The 16,375-nt window shown below is 68.0% G+C and carries 17 protein-coding genes; 5 read left to right on the plus strand and 12 right to left on the minus strand.

What is annotated here, in order from left to right; all coding sequences use genetic code 11:
- The 3 genes from Q7X29_RS00005 to Q7X29_RS00015 form a co-directional block, all read right to left on the minus strand.
- On the minus strand, nucleotides 1-1,108 hold a 1,108-nt coding region (locus Q7X29_RS00005), incomplete at its 3' end, for a hypothetical protein (protein WP_316572961.1).
- Nucleotides 1,109-1,483 carry a hypothetical protein gene (locus Q7X29_RS00010; RefSeq protein ID WP_218716173.1) on the minus strand — a complete coding sequence of 125 codons (375 nt, stop codon included), beginning with the start codon at nucleotides 1,481-1,483 and terminating at the stop codon, nucleotides 1,109-1,111.
- A gap of 15 nt (nucleotides 1,484-1,498) precedes the next feature.
- Nucleotides 1,499-2,047 carry a DUF3558 domain-containing protein gene (locus tag Q7X29_RS00015; RefSeq protein ID WP_316572962.1) on the minus strand — a complete coding sequence of 183 codons (549 nt, stop codon included), beginning with the start codon at nucleotides 2,045-2,047 and terminating at the stop codon, nucleotides 1,499-1,501.
- Nucleotides 2,048-2,237: 190 nt separating this feature from the next.
- Here Q7X29_RS00015 and Q7X29_RS00020 point away from each other — a divergent pair, with 190 nt between their 5' ends.
- Nucleotides 2,238-2,450, plus strand: coding sequence for a hypothetical protein (locus tag Q7X29_RS00020; RefSeq protein WP_316572963.1), 213 nt, complete (start codon nucleotides 2,238-2,240; stop codon nucleotides 2,448-2,450).
- 12 nt (nucleotides 2,451-2,462) lie between these two features.
- Here the strand turns inward: Q7X29_RS00020 and Q7X29_RS00025 are convergent, their stop codons facing one another.
- The gene (locus Q7X29_RS00025; RefSeq protein ID WP_218716170.1) at nucleotides 2,463-3,059 is read right to left on the minus strand and encodes a maleylpyruvate isomerase family mycothiol-dependent enzyme; all 597 of its coding nucleotides are present in this window, start codon (nucleotides 3,057-3,059) and stop codon (nucleotides 2,463-2,465) included.
- Between the two features lie 71 nt (nucleotides 3,060-3,130).
- On the opposite strand from Q7X29_RS00025, the gene Q7X29_RS00030 reads away from it, so the two are divergent.
- The 3 genes from Q7X29_RS00030 to Q7X29_RS00040 all read left to right on the plus strand — a co-directional run bounded on the left by Q7X29_RS00030 (nucleotide 3,131) and on the right by Q7X29_RS00040 (nucleotide 5,913).
- Nucleotides 3,131-3,598, plus strand: a complete 468-nt coding sequence (locus Q7X29_RS00030) for a MarR family winged helix-turn-helix transcriptional regulator (RefSeq protein ID WP_316572964.1) — start codon at nucleotides 3,131-3,133, stop codon at nucleotides 3,596-3,598.
- Between the two features lie 360 nt (nucleotides 3,599-3,958).
- Complete coding sequence (locus tag Q7X29_RS00035; protein WP_218716168.1) at nucleotides 3,959-5,119, plus strand: FAD-binding oxidoreductase; 1,161 nt, start codon at nucleotides 3,959-3,961, stop codon at nucleotides 5,117-5,119.
- 38 nt (nucleotides 5,120-5,157) lie between these two features.
- Nucleotides 5,158-5,913 (plus strand): FAD-binding oxidoreductase, encoded by a 756-nt coding sequence (locus tag Q7X29_RS00040; RefSeq protein WP_218716167.1) that lies wholly within the window; start codon nucleotides 5,158-5,160, stop codon nucleotides 5,911-5,913.
- A 203-nt stretch (nucleotides 5,914-6,116) separates the two neighbouring features.
- Here the strand turns inward: Q7X29_RS00040 and Q7X29_RS00045 are convergent, their stop codons facing one another.
- The 6 genes from Q7X29_RS00045 to dnaK form a co-directional block, all read right to left on the minus strand.
- The gene (locus Q7X29_RS00045) at nucleotides 6,117-6,311 is read right to left on the minus strand and encodes a WXG100 family type VII secretion target (RefSeq protein WP_316572965.1); all 195 of its coding nucleotides are present in this window, start codon (nucleotides 6,309-6,311) and stop codon (nucleotides 6,117-6,119) included.
- Nucleotides 6,312-6,511: 200 nt separating this feature from the next.
- Entirely contained in the window at nucleotides 6,512-7,681 is a 1,170-nt protein-coding gene (locus tag Q7X29_RS00050) for a globin domain-containing protein (RefSeq protein WP_218716166.1), read from the minus strand.
- A 615-nt stretch (nucleotides 7,682-8,296) separates the two neighbouring features.
- The gene (locus Q7X29_RS00055; protein WP_218716165.1) at nucleotides 8,297-8,698 is read right to left on the minus strand and encodes a heat shock protein transcriptional repressor HspR; all 402 of its coding nucleotides are present in this window, start codon (nucleotides 8,696-8,698) and stop codon (nucleotides 8,297-8,299) included.
- Nucleotides 8,699-8,700: 2 nt separating this feature from the next.
- The gene (gene dnaJ, locus Q7X29_RS00060) at nucleotides 8,701-9,882 is read right to left on the minus strand and encodes a molecular chaperone DnaJ (RefSeq protein WP_218716164.1); all 1,182 of its coding nucleotides are present in this window, start codon (nucleotides 9,880-9,882) and stop codon (nucleotides 8,701-8,703) included.
- Between the two features lie 99 nt (nucleotides 9,883-9,981).
- The gene (gene grpE, locus Q7X29_RS00065; RefSeq protein ID WP_374104819.1) at nucleotides 9,982-10,509 is read right to left on the minus strand and encodes a nucleotide exchange factor GrpE; all 528 of its coding nucleotides are present in this window, start codon (nucleotides 10,507-10,509) and stop codon (nucleotides 9,982-9,984) included.
- A 35-nt stretch (nucleotides 10,510-10,544) separates the two neighbouring features.
- Nucleotides 10,545-12,389: a molecular chaperone DnaK gene (dnaK, locus tag Q7X29_RS00070; protein ID WP_218716162.1), complete on the minus strand. Its 1,845-nt coding sequence runs from the start codon at nucleotides 12,387-12,389 to the stop codon at nucleotides 10,545-10,547.
- A gap of 287 nt (nucleotides 12,390-12,676) precedes the next feature.
- On the opposite strand from dnaK, the gene Q7X29_RS00075 reads away from it, so the two are divergent.
- On the plus strand, nucleotides 12,677-12,910 hold the full coding sequence (locus tag Q7X29_RS00075) for a hypothetical protein (RefSeq protein ID WP_218716161.1): 234 nt from the start codon (nucleotides 12,677-12,679) through the stop codon (nucleotides 12,908-12,910).
- Between the two features lie 66 nt (nucleotides 12,911-12,976).
- Here Q7X29_RS00075 and Q7X29_RS00080 read toward each other — a convergent pair whose 3' ends face one another.
- Entirely contained in the window at nucleotides 12,977-14,536 is a 1,560-nt protein-coding gene (locus tag Q7X29_RS00080; protein ID WP_394358644.1) for a dynamin family protein, read from the minus strand.
- Nucleotides 14,533-16,371, minus strand: coding sequence for a dynamin family protein (locus Q7X29_RS00085; RefSeq protein WP_218716160.1), 1,839 nt, complete (start codon nucleotides 16,369-16,371; stop codon nucleotides 14,533-14,535). Before Q7X29_RS00085 ends, Q7X29_RS00080 begins: the two co-directional genes overlap by 4 nt.
- Nucleotides 16,372-16,375: the final 4 nt, after the last annotated feature.

Genomic DNA, 16,375 nt, shown 5'->3' on the forward strand with positions numbered 1-16,375 from the left:
CCCCGCCGCCCGCGCCCGCGGCCCGCGCGCCCGCCGCCGTGGTCCCGGCGGCCGCGCCGCCACCGGGGACCGCGCTGCCCGCAGCGGGCGAACCCGGCGAGCCGGAGCCGGGAGTTCCCGCGCCGCCCGGTGATCCGGACGGCGACCCGGATCCGGGTGCGGCACCGCTCGGTGTCGTGGCGGCCGGGGTGGTCGTGCCGGGATCGGTCGACTGCGGTGCGGTCGAATCGTCGTCGGTCGTGTCGTCGCCGGTGGTGTCGTTATCGGACGGCGTGGTCGATGCCGGTGTGGTGGACGCGGGTTCGGTCGCCTGCTGCTCGGTGCCCGGGCCGGACGAATTCGGATTGTTCGAGTTCGGCCTGGTCGATCCCCCGTGGTCGGCGGGATCGCCGCCACCGTTGTCGAGGGTCTTCGGGAGGGGAATGACCGGAACCCTGGTATCGGATTCGAGAATCACCGGGGCGTAGACGGACGTCAGGACGCGCACCGCCTCGACTCGGGCGTTCTCCTTGGCGACATCGTCATTACGCCAGGCGCGTCCGGTGAAGAGCCCACCGAAGTTGTCGAGGCCGCTGCGATGTTCGGGCTCGAACGGAACAAGGCGCTTGGTCGGTTCGAGGCCGGTGCGCAGTTCGTCCAACTTGCTCTTGGTGAGCGCGGCGGCGGTGGTGACCCTCTTGCCCGTGGCATCGTATGCCGCCACGGCTTCCGCTGCCGCGGTCGCGGCGGCGCCGGACCAGACCTCGGGTGCCATGCCGCGAGTGAGCTGCTTGCGGAACTCGTCGAGCGAGGTGCTGTTGCGGGTCGCGATCTCGTTCCACGCGCCGATCAGGTCGTTGACGGCGTCGAGGTCGATCTTGTCCACCTTGGCCCGCAGCTCGGCGACGGTCCCCTCGAAGTCGTCGGTCTTCGTCACCATATTGGGCCGGTACTCGCCGTCGAATCCCAGCTCAGCGGCCTTCTGACGGTTCGTCGTGCGCTGATCGTTGTACCGATCCTGGATGTCGGCGATATCGGCGGCGTCGAGTTCACCGTCATCGCCGAACGGGGACAGGACGAAATTGCGAAGACCGCCGAAGAGGTCGAGTCCCGCGATATCGGGCTGCATCTACTTCACCTGCTCGGTGGTGTAGTCGAGGGCATCGGCGTTCTCGATGTCCTGGCCGGTGAGGCGTTTGAAGGACAGGGAGAAGACTTCGCGCAGTTGTTTGACCGCTTCGATGTCTTTCATGATGACGGCGTCGACGGAATTGTCGTCGCCGGTGGCTTGCCGGAGGAACTGCTTCTCCAGCTGTCTCGCCATGTCGAAGTCACCGAAGCCGCTGACGGCCTGCGCTCGAATGGCCACGGCGCGTAGCGAATCGAGGTCGGTGAGCCGCTTATCGCAAGCCTTGTACATGTGGTACGCGGCCGCGTCGTCGTTCAGGTAGACCTCGCCCGCGCGAGTCTTGCCGAGCAGGTCCGAATACGGGGATTCAGCCATGACCGTTTCGCCCCCTCAGTTCGGGAATGTCGGCACGAGGGTCTCGCCCACTCGCGCCAAGGACACACACGGATCCGTCAGCCCGTCCAAGCTCGCGCGATTCAGGATCTGCAACTGCACGACGCCCTGCGCGACCGGGAACACGGCATTGCAGTCGAGCTTCTTCGATGCGCCGTCGACGCGGAACTCTTCGCCGGTTCGGCCGGCGATCGTGACAGCGCGGAAGTCGACATTGCCGGGCTTGGACTTGAACTGATCCACCGTCTTGTTCGTGGCGTAGACGGTCACGGCGAATGTCGGGCCATCCCATCCACAGATCTCCCACCCCGACTGCGGAACCCCCGCGACACCCTTTTCCTCACTCGCCGGATCCACCCCCGCCGCCGTCAGCGCGTCATCGGAAATCTCCGTGCACGGATTCCACAGCACCGGCTTCGCCGTCGTGGTCGCGCCGTTGGACGAGCTCTCCCCCGCGTCGCACCCCGCCAGCCCGACCACCGCGAGCCCCGCCACGATCACTGCCGTACCTGCGCGTTTCAATCCCCACCCCTTCTCGCCGTCCACTGCTCTGACCTGGGACATTAGCATGGGAAAGGGGGCTGGAGCGGGGCCGCGCAGGTGGGCCGGCCATGAGTGGACTTCGACTTTCGGCGCCGTTCGGCGGGCGCGATCCGAGGGCAAACCGGTGGTGAATCGGCCCGGTCCGCACCCGCTGATCCGCGATCGAATACCGGCTCCTCTCCCGCACGCGCCGGTGATTTCGAGTGCGCGCAGCTCGGACACCGACGACTTCGACGCGCGGGTTCGGGATGTGCCGTCGAACTTCCACACCGACGGAGTGTTCGGGTGGCCGGGGGCGGCCCCGCACCACCTGCGCTCGTACGGGGTGCCGCCGGAGCCCGCGCTGGTCCAGCACATCGTCGGCAAGAAGGTCGGGATCGGGGAGGACGCGCGGCGGTCCGGTTGATCGTCGGCTGATTCAGCGGCGGACGAGGCCGGGAACCTCGCGTCCGGTGAGGAGCAGGAGCAGGTCGAGGGTGGTGCCGCGGATCTCGGGGCCGGAGCCGACGGTCCAGGACGAATCCTCGGCCACGAGGGTGACGTCGCCGAGACGGCGCTTGGCCCAGAACGGCCAGCCCATGGTCCAGACCCGTTGGGCAGCAACGGCTGCCGCGGCCGGGTCGACAGCGATAGTGCGGCCGAGGGGGCGGGCGATGTCCTGGGCGTGCACGATGACGTCGAAATGGATGTTGCGGTAGTTGGTGACCGCGGGCAGGCGGCGAGAGTCGGCTACGGCCGACAGTTCGGCGGCGAGGTCGGGGGTGGCGTCGGCGTGGCGGACGGCGAGGTCGTGGTTGAGGCGGTGGAAGCTGCCCCGGGCGCGGGCGGCTTCGCGGAGCATGCCGAGGGGACCGGGTGGTTGTGGGGCCAGGGCCACGTGCGCGGCGACGTCGCGGATGCGCCAGCCGTCACAGCGGGAAGGACTGTCCAGCTCCGCGGGGGTGAGGGTGGTGAGCAGGTGCGCGATGGCGCGGCGCTGCTCGGCGATGATCCGCCAGTGCTGATCGACATCCATAACCACGGCCTCCAATTCGTCAGCCTTTCTGACTAATATAGTCAGTGAAGCTGACCGAATCAAGGAGTGAGATGAGCGACGACGCACTCAACCTCGGGGTTCTCCTCTTCGTTCCCTATCGGGAGATGGAGCGGCGGGTACTCCTCGCACTGGCCCAGGGCGGGTTCGACGATCTCACCCCGGCCCAGGCACGCCTGGTCGCCCGGATCGGGCCGGAGGGGTCGCGCCTGACCGAGCTGGCCGCCCAGGCACAGATCACCAAGCAGACCGCGAAGGTGCTCGTCGATCAGGTCGTTCGCAACGGATACCTCGAGCGGCATCCCGACCCCAGCGACGGACGCGCCCGGCAGCTGCGCCTGGCCGAGAAGGGCAGACGCGCCGTGGAACTGGCGAACCGGACAGCATCGAAGGTAGAGGCAGAGTGGATCACCCATCTGGGACAACCCGCCGCCAACGACCTACGGCACACCCTGATCGAACTCCGGCGGATCACCGATCCGTACCACACCGAACCAGAGCAGCGCACGACTCCGAGATGACCCGCATCATCGACGGGCATTCCGCCGCCTCGTCCTGCCCGTCCATTTCCACCGCTATTCGGGTGCGCACCCGGGCCAGGCCGCGGAAGGCATCGACACTGCTCGTGTAGAGCGGCAGATCGTTCGCGGAAGCTATCGCGGCGTGTGGCCAGGTCTCGCTTCGGGCGGAAGATCACCGACCCATATCGATGACGGCGACATCGTGCCAACCCGCGATCGACGGCTTACGATCCGTCCGGCGAATGGGACCGTGACGAGCATCCCTGCACCCAGCGGCATGTTTCGGGGGATACTTGAGGAGGCACCCGTCGCGAGGCGGGGCCACATCGCAGCAATTTCAGGGAAAGGGAGCTTGACGACGTGGATGCGCGTTCGCTTGCGCTGGTCCGCGCCGATTTCCGCGGGGTGTCAGAGACACCCGGTGGCCCCGAGCGGCTGATCAGCGCTTTCTACGGTCACCTGTTCGCGCAGAACCCGGCGTTACGGGAGCTGTTCCCCCCCGCGATGGACATGATGCCCAAGCGCCTGGTGACGGCGCTGCAGTATGTCCTGGACAACCTGGAGGACTTCGAGCGCGCGCAGAAGTTCCTCGAGCAACTGGCCCGCGACCACCGGAAATACGGCGTCGAGGCGGACCACTACGACATGGCGGGCCGGGCGTTGCTCTCGGCGCTGCGCTCCTTCCACGGCAACCGGTGGACCAGGGAACTGCACGAGGGCTGGAGCGATATCACCATCCTCGTCTCGGCCTCGATGGCGATCGGCGCCAACGAGGACAAATCGCAGCCGTTCTGGGGAGCGACGGTGGTCGGGCATCGCAAGGTGCTCGACGATCTGGCCATCGTGCGGCTGCAGGCCGACGGGCCGATCCCGTTCAAGGCGGGCCAATACGTGCCCGTGCAGGTGCCGCAGCGGCCGAACATGTGGCGCTACTTCTCCCCCGCGATCCCCGCGAATCCGTATGGCGAGATCGAATTCCATGTGCGCCGGATCAGCGGCGGCTGGGTGAGTCCCGCGATCGTCAACGACACCAAGGTCGGTGATCGATGGAAGATCGCCGGTCCGCTCGGCGGCCTGCACGTCGACCGGGAGTCCGGGCGCGATGTGCTGTTCATCGGCTCCGGCACCGGTATCGCGCCGCTGCGCGCGCAGCTGATCGAGATGAGTCAGCGCGGCATCAATCCGCGCGTGCACTTCTTCGTCGGCGGGCACTTCCCGGGCGACCTCTACGACGTCGACAACATGTGGCAGCTGTCCCAGTCCAACCCGTGGCTGACGGTGGTGCCGGTGTGCGAGGAACGCGACGACCCGTGGTGGTATCCGCAGCGGCCCGCGTCCGCACCGAGCGGCATGTACCGTCGCCTGGTCGGTAACCTGGGTGCGGTGGTGACCAGCTTCGGCGCGTGGGCCGACCGGCAGATCCAGCTCGCCGGCTCACCCCGGATGATCGCCGACACCCGCCGCGCGCTGATCCGGGCCGGCACCCCACCGGAGATCATCGCCGCCGACCCCGTCGGCTGAGAACCCGTCCCGCACTACCCGTTTCGCGAAAGAGACCGATGAGCGAGATTCCCGATCCGGCCTGGACGGCGACCGTCGTCGGCCACCACCGCCTGCGCAACGACCTCGCCGTGATCCGGCTGATCGGCGACTTCGTGCCGTTCGCGGCGGGCGGTTCGGTCGAAGTCGAGGTGCCTCAGCACCCCGGCGTGCGGCGCAGGCTCTCGCCCGCGCTGCCGCCGTCACTCGACGGCAAACTGGAATTCCATGTGCGCACGGTGCCCGGCGGCTGGTGCTCGAGTTCGATCGTCGCCGACACCAAGCCCGGCGACCAGTGGCGGATCAACGCGCCCTACGGCATCTTCCACATCGATCCCGAGGCCACCGAGGTGGTGATGATCGCGGGCGGCACCGGCCTGGCGCCGATGCGCGCGCAGATCCTCGACCTGGCCCGGCGCGAGAACCCGCCGCGCACCTATCTCTTCTACGGTGGCCGCTCCCCGCGCGACCTCTACGCCGCCGACATGCTGTTCCTGCTGTCGGGCGAATTGCCCTGGCTGACGGTGATTCCCGTGGTCGAGAGCCCCGACGATCCGCCGATCCGCGACGAATGGCACGAGCACTCCCGCGTCGACATCGGCTTCGCCCCCGCCGAGATGCTGCACGGCACACTCGCCGACGTCGCCGCCGCGCACGGCCCCTTCGATCAGCACCAGGTCCTGGTCTGCGGCTCCCCCGCCATGGTCCGCACCACGGTCGACCGCCTCATCGAAACGGGCACTCCCCCGACGAACATCATCGCCGAGGGGGCCTAGAACAGGGCCCACTGCCCGCAGAAGGGGATCATCGGACCACGGATCCCCGGATACTTCATACGGGTCACCCAGCTCGTTCAGACGCTTACGACCAGCCGATGTGATCGCCGCACGAAAAACTTCGCTCGATCCAATCTCAGCATCGGAAATCTCGAGATACCCGGTCGAATTGTTGAACCCCTCCGCGATTCGGCGAATCCCGTCTAGGACGTTGCGGCGTCCTGGTTCTGGAAGTTGTCGGCGGTGACGCCCAGCTTCTCGGCCATGCTGGTCAGCGCCCTACAGATCTGAGTCCCGCCATCATTGGTTTCGGTCCAGCCGGTGCGGAAATCATCGGCCAGATCCCCGGTCCATCCTCCGGTGAGCAGTGTTTCGACCTCGCGGCTCGCCGAGCCCAACGCGGTCCGTAGCGCCTCCGCGACGCGTAGACATATCGACCGACATCGCGCACTTCGTCGGAACCACCGACAACGACTGACCGTTCGCTCCCCCAGGAGTACTCATCGGGTGCGACGCTATCGGACACCGGTATGTGCCGCGAGCGCTGCAGATCTCGATCGTCGACCCCGAAGTTCACCCATCCGAGCGAACCTCGGGCCTAGAACAGGGGGTCGTGGCGGATCGACTTGGCCTGGGTGCCCGCGGCCATCAGGCGGAACTTGGTGGTCTGGACCATCGAGGGGGAGCCGACGATCTGGACGTCGCGATCGGCCCAGGGGCCGTAGCTGGCGACGACCTTGCCGATCTGGCCGGTCATCCGGGGCTCGAGGCCGGGTAGGTCGGCCTGCGGTTCGCCGGAATCGTAGTACCACCAGGGGTTCTCGTCGCTCTCGCTGACGGGGGTGACGGTGAGCCACTTGTTGGCGACGGCCAGCTGGCTCAGCACCTGCAGGTCGTAGAGGTCGCACGGGTGGTGGCCGCCGACGAACAGGTGGACCTTCGGGTTCACCCGGCGCTGGGCCATCGACATGATCTGCGCGCGCAGCGGCGCGATGCCGGTGCCGCAGCCGACCATCAGCATCTTGCGTTTGGTGTTGCGCGGCACGCCGAGCCCGCCGAGCGGAGAACCGAGCAGCCATTGGTCGCCGACGGTGGTGTGCGAGACCATGGCCGGGCTCACCCAGCCGCCGAGCACGCTGCGCACGTGGAACTCGATCTCACCGTTGGCGTTCGCCGGGTTGGCCGGGGACAGGTAGCGCCACATCCGGGGCCGCGCGGGCACCTGGACACTGAGGTACTGGCCGGCCGCGTACTGCATGGGCTGCTCGAGCTGGACCCGGATGACCGCGAGGTTGCGCAGCACCTCCCGGCGTTCGACCACGGTCGCGCTCCAGGCGGCGGGGGTGGTCTCCTTGTCGGCGGCGCTGATCATCGCGCCGCTGATGGTGGCCAGGCCCTCGTCCCAGGCGCTGGCGACCTCGTCGGTCCACATCTCGGTCCCGGCGAACTGGCGCATGGCCGACTTCAGCGAATTGGCGACCGCGACGTAGTGCGCGGGTTGCACACCGTACTTGCGGTGATCGCGCCCGAGCTGGGCCAGGAAGGGAAGCAGCTTGTCCGGTTCTTCCAGCCGGTCGAGCGCGTAGGAGATCGCCTTGACGAGCCGGTCACGCTGGGAGTCCATGGCGGCCGGGAAGTAGTCACGGATTCCGGGATAGTCCGTGAACAGGATCGAGTAGAACGACCTGGCTAGCTTCTCGGGCCCACCGTCTTCCGCAGCAACCGCCTTGAACGTAGTTCGGATCAAAGCGACAGTCCGCGAATCCATATGTGTCACAACCTCGTTTCGCCATCGAACGCTAGCCGCGCCGGCGAGTGACGGGCTGGGAGGACACTCGTCAGCAGCCGATGCGAGAAGTCTAGGCGAGGTTTGCCAGCTTCGGAATCGTACTCTTAAACATCACGCATGTAATTCTGTGAAAACCAGATAGTACTCATCAGTATCACCTGAAAACATACCCCAAGATCGTTAAGGACCGGTGAACACGACCTCACACTTTGCTGATCTTGCCCGCAAAAGCACCGATCTCGCACCAATGTGCCTGGTAGAGCGACTCTTCCGCAACGAATCCGGGGCCCCGAAATCCGACGCGCCGTGCCGCGACACGCGGGGACGGTGTGTCGGAGAGCTGCGATTCTCCTGCGGAAACAGGCTCCGATTGGTCCGAATTCAGCGTCCTCCCAGCAAACTTCCGTGATGGTTCCGAGATATATCCGCACCTCACAGCGTTGCGCCAGGGTAGGGGATGAGCAAGATCACGAATAAAGAGGTTGCTGGAGAATCACCAGACGGTCGCCGGGGGTTGACCGACCGACGGCCGAGCCCCCGGCCCGCGACCGCGGGAGCGGATCGCGAACCGGGGGCTCGGCCGAAACGTGGACCTCAGCGCCGATGCCGTGGCTGCCAGACCACGAGCGCGGTGCTGCGCTGGGGCGGCGACAGGTCGGGCCGGTAGCCCGCCCGCAACTGCTCCAGCTCGGCGCTCATCTCCTCGACGCGCTGCTGCAGCGCCTCCACCTGGTTGGTGAGTTCGATGATGCGCTTGATGCCGGCGAGGTTGACACCCTCGTCCTGCGACAGCCGCTGCACTTCGCGCAGCAGCTCGACATCGCGGGCCGAGTACCGGCGTCCGCCACCCGAAGTGCGTTGAGGCGTGACCAAACCCAGCCGGTCATAGGTGCGCAACGTCTGCGCGTGCATACCCGCCAGCTGAGCCGCCACCGAGATCATGAAGAACTCGGCACGCGAGGCCCCACCCGACGCGGACTTCGGATTATCGGACATCGTCAAGCACCCGCCCATCCCGCACGCGGATCGAAGCCACCCGCCTTCTCCGCCTCCTGATAGCGCTTGAGCGCATCGGTGGCATCGGAATCCAGGTTCTGCGGAACCGCGACCTTCACCGTGACCAGCAGGTCACCGGCGCCGCCCGCCGCGCCGCGCTTGGGCACACCGCGACCGCGTACCCGCAGGATACGCCCGTCGGCGGTGCCCGGCGGCACCTTCACACCGACCCGGCCGTCCAGCGTCGGCACGGAAACAGTTGTCCCCAGCACCAATTCGCTGTAGCTCACCGGGAGCACCAGGGTGAGGTCGTCGCCCTGACGGCCGAACACCTTGTCCTGGCTGACGTGCACGGTCACGTAGAGGTCGCCCGAGGGCGCCCCACGCAAGCCCGCTTCGCCCTGCCCGGCCAACCGGATCTTCTGTCCGTCACTGACACCGGGCGGAATCCGGACGGTGATCGTGCGGGTGCGGTTCTGGATGCCGGTGCCCGAGCAGTCCGTGCACGGATCGTCGATGATCGACCCGGTGCCGCGGCAGTCGTCGCAGGGCTCGCTGAAACCGAACGCGCCCTGATTACGGCTGACCACACCGGAACCGTTGCAGTGCGGACACACTCGCGGGCTGGTGCCCGGCTTGGCGCCGCTGCCGTGGCACGTGGTGCACGGCGACGGACTGGTCATCCGCAGCGGGACGGTGACGCCCTGGGCCGCCTCGCGGAAGCCCAGCGTCGTCTCGGTCTCCACATCGGCGCCCCGGCGCGGACGGCTCGCGCCGCGCGCGCCACCCCGGTTGAACAGCCCGCCCAGCAGATCGCCGAGCCCGCCGTCGCCGGCACCGGCGCCGCCGGCCTGGCCGAAGATGTCACCGATGTTGAAGTCCTGCGAGAAGCCGGCGCCGGCGCCGGGGGTGAACCCGCCACCGCCGTAGCCACGACCGCCACCGCCCGCGAACAGGCGGCGCGTCTCGTCGTACTCCTTGCGCTTGGCCGGATCCGACAGCACGGCATTGGCCTCGCTGACCGCCTTGAACCGCTCCTCGGCCTTGGTGTCACCCGGGTTGGAGTCCGGATGCAGGTCGCGGGCGAGCTTGCGGTAGGCCTTCTTGATCTCGTCCTGCGAGGCGCCGGAGGAGACACCCAGCTCCTTGTAGAAGTCCTTCTCGATCCACTCCCGTTGGCTCACCGGGCATCTCCTCCTCTCTGTGTTGAATTGCGCCGCTCTCGGGGCCCTGCGTGGTTACGCTCCGCTACCGCCTCCGGGCCCGTCGTTCGCGGCGCGTTCCTATTGGTTGTCGCCGTCGGCATCCGAATCCGATGCCCCCACGGCCTCGGCATCGGTTACCCCGACCAGCGCGTGCCGAAGCACCCGTTCGCCGAACCGATAGCCCTTGCGCATGACCAGGCCGATCACCGGATCCGCGCCCGAACCCTCGTGCTGCACGGCCTCGTGCAGCGTGGGGTCGAACGGGTCACCGACGCTGCCGAATTCGACGAGACCCTGCTTGGTCAGCGCGGTCTCGAGCTTGTCGGCGACGGCCTTGAGCGGGCCGGTCTCCAGGTCGCCGTGCGCCCTGGCCCGGTCCAGATCGTCGAGCACACCGAGCAACTCGGTCACCACCGCGGCCTTGGCCGCGTCGATGTTGGCCTGACGATCCCGCTCCACCCGGCGGCGGTAGTTCGCGTATTCCGCGGTCAACCGCTGCAGGTCGGCGGTGCGCTCGGCCAGCTCGTCGCTGACCGGCGCCTCGGCCTCGCCGTCGGTGGTCGGCTCCGCCGCCACGTCGGCGGCGGAGTCGGCATCGGTGACGATGTCTTCGATCAGCTCCTGTTCGGAGTTGGCCTCGGTCACTTCTTCTCCGTGTCGACCGGCTCGTCCACGACCTCGGCGTCGACGACACCGTCGTCATCGACCGGGCCCGCGCCGTTGCCCTCGGCGGCGGCGTCGGCGGCCTGCGACTCGTAGAGCGCCTGGCCCAGGGCCTGCGACTCGGTCGCCAGCTTCTCCACCGCGGTCTTCACGGCCGCGATGTCGGTGCCGGCCAGCGCGGTGTTGGCCTCGGCGATGGCCTCTTCGACCTTCGACTTGATGTCGGCCGGGACCTTGTCCTCGTTGTCCTTGATGAACTTCTCGGTCTGGTGCACCAGCGACTCGGCCTGGTTGCGGGTCTCGGCCTCCTCGCGGCGGGCCTTGTCCTCGGCGGCGTGCGCCTCGGCGTCCTTGACCATCCGGTCGATCTCTTCCTTGGACAGGCCGGAGCCGTCCTGGATCTTGATCTTGTTTTCCTTGCCGGTGCCCTTGTCCTTGGCGGTCACGTGCACGATGCCGTTGGCGTCGATGTCGAAGGTGACCTCGATCTGCGGCACGCCACGCGGGGCCGGGGGCAGGCCGGTCAGCTCGAAGGAGCCGAGCAGCTTGTTGTGCGAGGCGATCTCGCGCTCACCCTGGAACACCTGGATCTGCACCGACGGCTGGTTGTCGTCGGCCGTGGTGAAGGTCTCCGAGCGCTTGGTCGGAATGGTGGTGTTGCGCTCGATGAGCTTGGTCATCACGCCACCCTTGGTCTCGATGCCCAGCGACAGCGGGGTGACATCGAGCAGCAGGACGTCCTTGACCTCGCCCTTGAGCACACCGGCCTGCAGGGCGGCGCCGACGGCGACGACCTCGTCCGGGTTCACGCCCTTGTTCGGCTCACGGCCGCCGGTCAGTTCCTTGACCAGGTCGGAGACGGCGGGCATACGGGTGGAGCCACCGACGAGCACGACGTGGTCGATGTCGGCCACGTTGATGCCGGCGTCCTTGATGACGGACTGGAACGGCGCGCGGGTGCGGTCCAGCAGATCGGAGGTGATCTTCTGGAACTCGGCGCGGGTCAGCTGCTCGTCGAGGAACAGCGGGTTCTTGTCCGCGTCGACGGTGATGTAGGGCAGGTTGATCGAGGTCGACTGGCTCGACGACAGCTCGATCTTCGCCTTCTCGGCGGCCTCGCGCAGACGCTGCATGGCCATCTTGTCCTTGGTCAGGTCGATGCCCGAGGACGCCTTGAACTTGTCGACCAGCCAGGACACGACCCGCTCGTCCCAGTCGTCGCCACCGAGGTGGTTGTCACCGGAGGTCGCGCGGACCTCGACGACGCCCTCGCCGATTTCCAGCAGCGAGACGTCGAAGGTGCCGCCACCGAGGTCGAAGACCAGGATGGTCTGCTCTTTGTCGCCCTTGTCCAGGCCGTACGCGAGCGCGGCCGCGGTGGGCTCGTTGACGATGCGCAGCACGTTCAGGCCGGCGATCTGGCCGGCTTCCTTGGTGGCCTGACGCTGGGCGTCCTCGAAGTAGGCCGGGACGGTGATGACCGCGTCGGTGATCTCCTCACCGAGGTAGGCCTCGGCGTCGCGCTTCAGCTTCATCAGCGTGCGCGCGGAGATTTCCTGCGGGGTGTACTTCTTGCCATCGATCTCGACGTTCCAGTCGGTGCCGATGTGGCGCTTGACCGAGCGGATAGTGCGGTCGACGTTGGTGACGGCCTGGTTCTTGGCAGGCTGACCGACGAGAACCTCACCGTTCTTCGCGAACGCGACGATCGACGGGGTGGTGCGCGAGCCTTCCGAATTCGCGACGACGACCGGCTCGCCGCCTTCGAGAACGGAGACGACAGAGTTCGTGGTCCCGAGGTCGATTCCGACCGCACGAGCCATAGTGATTCCTCCTGTTTGACGAACTTAGGGGCAACAGTCTCAGTAACACTGAGCGTGGTGGGCTCAATCCTGCCCTCGAGATCCCTCGCGAGTCAACCTAGACTTGAGTCACTCACGCTCAATGTTGTTGATCTGCACAACCAGCAGCTGCGGCGATTCATTCCCGCCGCCCGAAAAAACTTCCCGAACCCGGGCCATTCTTGCGCCGACCTCGCTCAACCGCAGCACCCGACGCGACATCGTGACCCGCCGGAGACCTCCGTCCGGCTGAGCTGGAACAGCGTCCGATGGGCCTCGAAACCGAAATCGTCACAGTATGGAAGAAGGCGGAAGCGCTCGACATCCTCGACCGCGCGCAGGTTCGCCCGCTCGTCCTCGGCGGCGGCGTCGAGACGGAGTCACGGAACACACTGACCGCCGGGGCCGACGAACGCGGAACAACCGTGGTCGCGGCGAAGCGCGCCGGACGCGGAGTCGAGCAGTACCTGGCCGAGGAGATCGTGCCCCTCCTGCGGGCGTAGGAGTTCTGTCCGGCCCGGTGGGCATGCGCTGACCGGGACCCGGGAGTTCCTCGGGGAGGAGCGTACTTATCCGACCGGGCCCGACAGTTCGGCCAGAATCCCCTCGGCACTGCGGGCCGCCGCCCGGCAGGCGGTCGCGGTGGCTTGATCTGCCAGCGGATGGGCGGCCCGGGTACGCCACGTGCGCACCGCGCTGAATGCCGTGGCACGCACCGTCTCCAGGTCGACGTCGGCGGGTAGTCCGAGACGCAGGCGGGCGGCCACGCCCGCACCACCCAGGATGCGATGGAGGTCGGCGAGAACCGGTGGCGGCAGCGGGAGTTCGTCGGTGCGGAGCCGACCGAGCAGCCGCAGTTCGGTGAACCCGTGCACGTCGGCGAGCCGGGCGCGGACCCGTGGCCGCAACAGGTCGGCCTCGGTGCCGGAATAGGCGACGAGGATGCGGTCCAGGGTGCTCAGCGCCGAATGCGCCTTCAATTCCTCGGCGCGCTGGCCGAACTGGACCTCGAGCACCGAGCGCAGTTCATCGATACCGCTGCGGGCGGCCAGTTCCGCGGCGAGCGAGGACGAATCCCGGACCCCGAGGCGGATCAGCATGGTGGCCATGCGGATACCGAACAGGCCGAAGCGATCCGCCAGCTGCGCACGCAGTTCCGGCGCCACCGGCAGCGCGATGTCGGCGCGGGCGAACCGGTCCGCCGAGAGCAGGGCGACACCGAGATCCTCCGCGGGCACCGTGGCCAGCGCCTCGAACGCGGCGAACTCCGGCTGGCGCAGGGTGGACGCGGCGAACGCGAGCAGCCCCGCCACCGGAATCACCGCCTGGCACAACCCGGTCCGTTCGAGCTCGCCGGCGAAGCGGGCCGCGACATCACGCGCGGAATGCAGCGCATCGATGCGGCCCGCGCCGATCTCGTCGGCGCGCGACACCACCCCGATCACACCGAGCGGTCCCCCGCCACCGGCGCCGGCGCCGATCTGTTCGAGGAACTGCACGTCGGTGGCGTCGAGGCGGCGTAGCAGGTAGACCACGGCGTCCGCGCCGGGCGCCGTGATGGCCGACCCGCGCGCATCGGCGCCGGCCACGGCGGGCGTGAGAAGCCGCGCGGTGCGCAGCGACACCTCGCGCGAGAGCGACGAGGTGCCGGGGGTATCGATGATCGTGGTCTGGGCCAGCGCCGCCGAGGGCCACCCGACCTCGAGATGATCGACCTCATGGGGACGTCCGCCGTCCCAGTTCAAAGCGCTCAGGTCGAAGGTGAGCCCGTGCGCGCCGGTGCCGCGGCGCACGATCACATTGGCGCGGGCACCGTCGGCCGCGTGCGCGGTCACCGTGGGGGTGGCGCCGTCGCGGTACCAGGTGACCACGCGGGTGCATTCCGTGGCATCGGTCGGCGCGACAGCCTGCCCGACCAGCGCGTTCAGCAGCGTCGACTTGCCCGCTTTGATCGAACCGGCCAGCGCGACGCGCAACGGCTCCCGCAGACGGTACTCACACTCGGCGAGCAGGGCGCGCGCGTACTCGTCCCGGCCGAGTATCCGCGCCGCCGCGCCGACCAGCTCGTGCGCTTCGGCCAGGATCCCGGGTTGGGCCTGCGGCGCGGCGGTGTCGAAACGGTGGGTCACCCAGATACCGTACCGTCGGCCCGTCCCAGCTCGGCTTGCATGGAATCCGCGTAGCGACGCAGCTCGGCGACGGCGGTCAACTGACGTTCCAGGACGACGGTCCGCTCGGCACGGTGCGTCGCGGCCATCGTCGCCGCGTCCTGCGCGGCCCGCAGTGACGCATCGATCGAGCGCAAGCTGCGCTCGGCCACCCCGGCGAAATGGTCACGCAAGGCGCGGTGGATACGGTGGAGCCGGTCCTTGGTGTCCTTACTCGCCTGGAACGCCACGTCGTCGAGGAACCGGCGCACCTCCGCGTTCCCCTCGATCCGGCGACGAGCCAGGCGCGCGGACTTGTCGTCGCGATAGGCCTTGCCACCCACGATCAGTCCCGCGCCGAGGGAGATCGGGTTCAGCATCGCCAGCCCGGCGAAAGTGGTGGCCAGGCCCACCATCAAGACGCCGCCGTAGGAACCACGCATACCGACCAGCACTTTGCTGGTGAAACCGATGTCCGGTTCGAGGTCGGCGAGGGAGCCCGAGCTGGCGAGCTGGCGCTCGTCGTCCATTCCGGCGTGGACGTCGGGCAGATCGACGGCACCGACCTCGGCGAAATGACCCGCGATACGTTCGGCGAGCAGTTCGGCCCGGCGATGGGTGAGCAGGAGGTTGTCCCCGAGCGCGGTGTCTACGGCGCCGGTGAGCCATTCGGCGATCGCGCCCCAGTGCCGCCCGGGGTCGTGCTCGTCGATCCATTCCTGGCCGGTGCGGGCAACACCGCGCAGGCGCTCGCGCAGGTCATGATCGACATCACCGACGAGATCGGTGATGCCGTCGGCGAGAGTCTGCTGCCAGCTCGCGGTTCGCCGCTGCAGGTCCTCGGCCGCCGCGCGGGCCGACTGCAGCTCGTTGACGGCGGCCGAACCGAGCGCGGGATCACGCAGCGTGACCAGCTCGCTGCCCAGCGCGAGCGCCAGATGTTCGGCCGCCGAGGACAACTCACGGGCGACCGCATGGCGCGTGGCGGCATGGTCGCGGGCCACCACGCGATCGCGCAGGAAGCCGAACAACACACCGAATCCGGACTCCGCGCCGAGCTGCGCGTCCTGCAGACGCAGCGCGTGCGCGCGCAACAGCGCCGAGACCGGGATCAGGGCCACATCGGCCTCCGCGCGGGTCAGATGCGCGCGATCGGCCTCGAGCACCTGGTGCCAGTGCGGGTACAGATCGGTCTTGGTGAGCAGAACCGCTACCGTGGGGCACAATTCGCGGATCTGACGGAGGAAGGTGAGCTCCGGCGCGGTGAGCTCGGTGGAGGCGTCCGACAGCACGAGCACGGCGTCGGCGGCGGCAGCGATACCGAGAACACCTGCGGCGCAAGCATTTCCGTGGCCTCCGACGCCAGGAGTATCGATCAGCACGACGCCGTCGGCCAGCAGCTGGTTGGGCAGTTCCGCCTCGATCCGCACCACCTGACGGCCCTGGGCCAGTGCGCTGCGCTGATCGACCTCGCCCAGCTGGTCGAACGGGATCTCCACCCGCGTCTCATCGGCACCGGGGGCGGTGAGGACCAAGAACGCGCGCTGCTGAGCACCATAGGACAGTTGCAGTGGGAGCACCGTGGTCGTGTCGTCACCCACCCGGCATACGTCCAAGCCGAGCAACGCGTTCACGAACCGACTCTTGCCCTGGCCGAGTTGCCCGGTGACCACGATCCGATGGCGCGGATCGCGCACCCGAACCGCGACCGTCTCCAAGCGCCCGACCAGATCGTCACGGCCCGCGGCACGGGCCGCTGCGACGGTGTCACTCAACACCGTCGTCAGCGGCACCGCGTTCGGTGCGAGAGTCCCCATCGCA

The sequence above is a fragment of the Nocardia canadensis genome, from assembly GCF_032656385.1.
Classification (GTDB): Bacteria; Actinomycetota; Actinomycetes; order Mycobacteriales; family Mycobacteriaceae; genus Nocardia; species Nocardia canadensis.

Coding starts and splice junctions, on each gene's coding strand:
- Q7X29_RS00010 (WP_218716173.1), bottom strand. CDS start 1,483: ATGGCTGAATCCCCGTATTCGGACCTGCTCGGCAAGACTCGCGCGGGC.
- Q7X29_RS00025 (WP_218716170.1), bottom strand. CDS start 3,059: ATGGATGTCGATCAGCACTGGCGGATCATCGCCGAGCAGCGCCGCGCC.
- Q7X29_RS00030 (WP_316572964.1), top strand. CDS start 3,131: ATGAGCGACGACGCACTCAACCTCGGGGTTCTCCTCTTCGTTCCCTAT.
- Q7X29_RS00040 (WP_218716167.1), top strand. CDS start 5,158: ATGAGCGAGATTCCCGATCCGGCCTGGACGGCGACCGTCGTCGGCCAC.
- Q7X29_RS00050 (WP_218716166.1), bottom strand. CDS start 7,681: ATGGATTCGCGGACTGTCGCTTTGATCCGAACTACGTTCAAGGCGGTT.
- Q7X29_RS00055 (WP_218716165.1), bottom strand. CDS start 8,698: ATGTCCGATAATCCGAAGTCCGCGTCGGGTGGGGCCTCGCGTGCCGAG.
- dnaK (WP_218716162.1), bottom strand. CDS start 12,389: ATGGCTCGTGCGGTCGGAATCGACCTCGGGACCACGAACTCTGTCGTC.
- Q7X29_RS00075 (WP_218716161.1), top strand. CDS start 12,677: ATGGGCCTCGAAACCGAAATCGTCACAGTATGGAAGAAGGCGGAAGCG.
- Q7X29_RS00085 (WP_218716160.1), bottom strand. CDS start 16,371: ATGGGGACTCTCGCACCGAACGCGGTGCCGCTGACGACGGTGTTGAGT.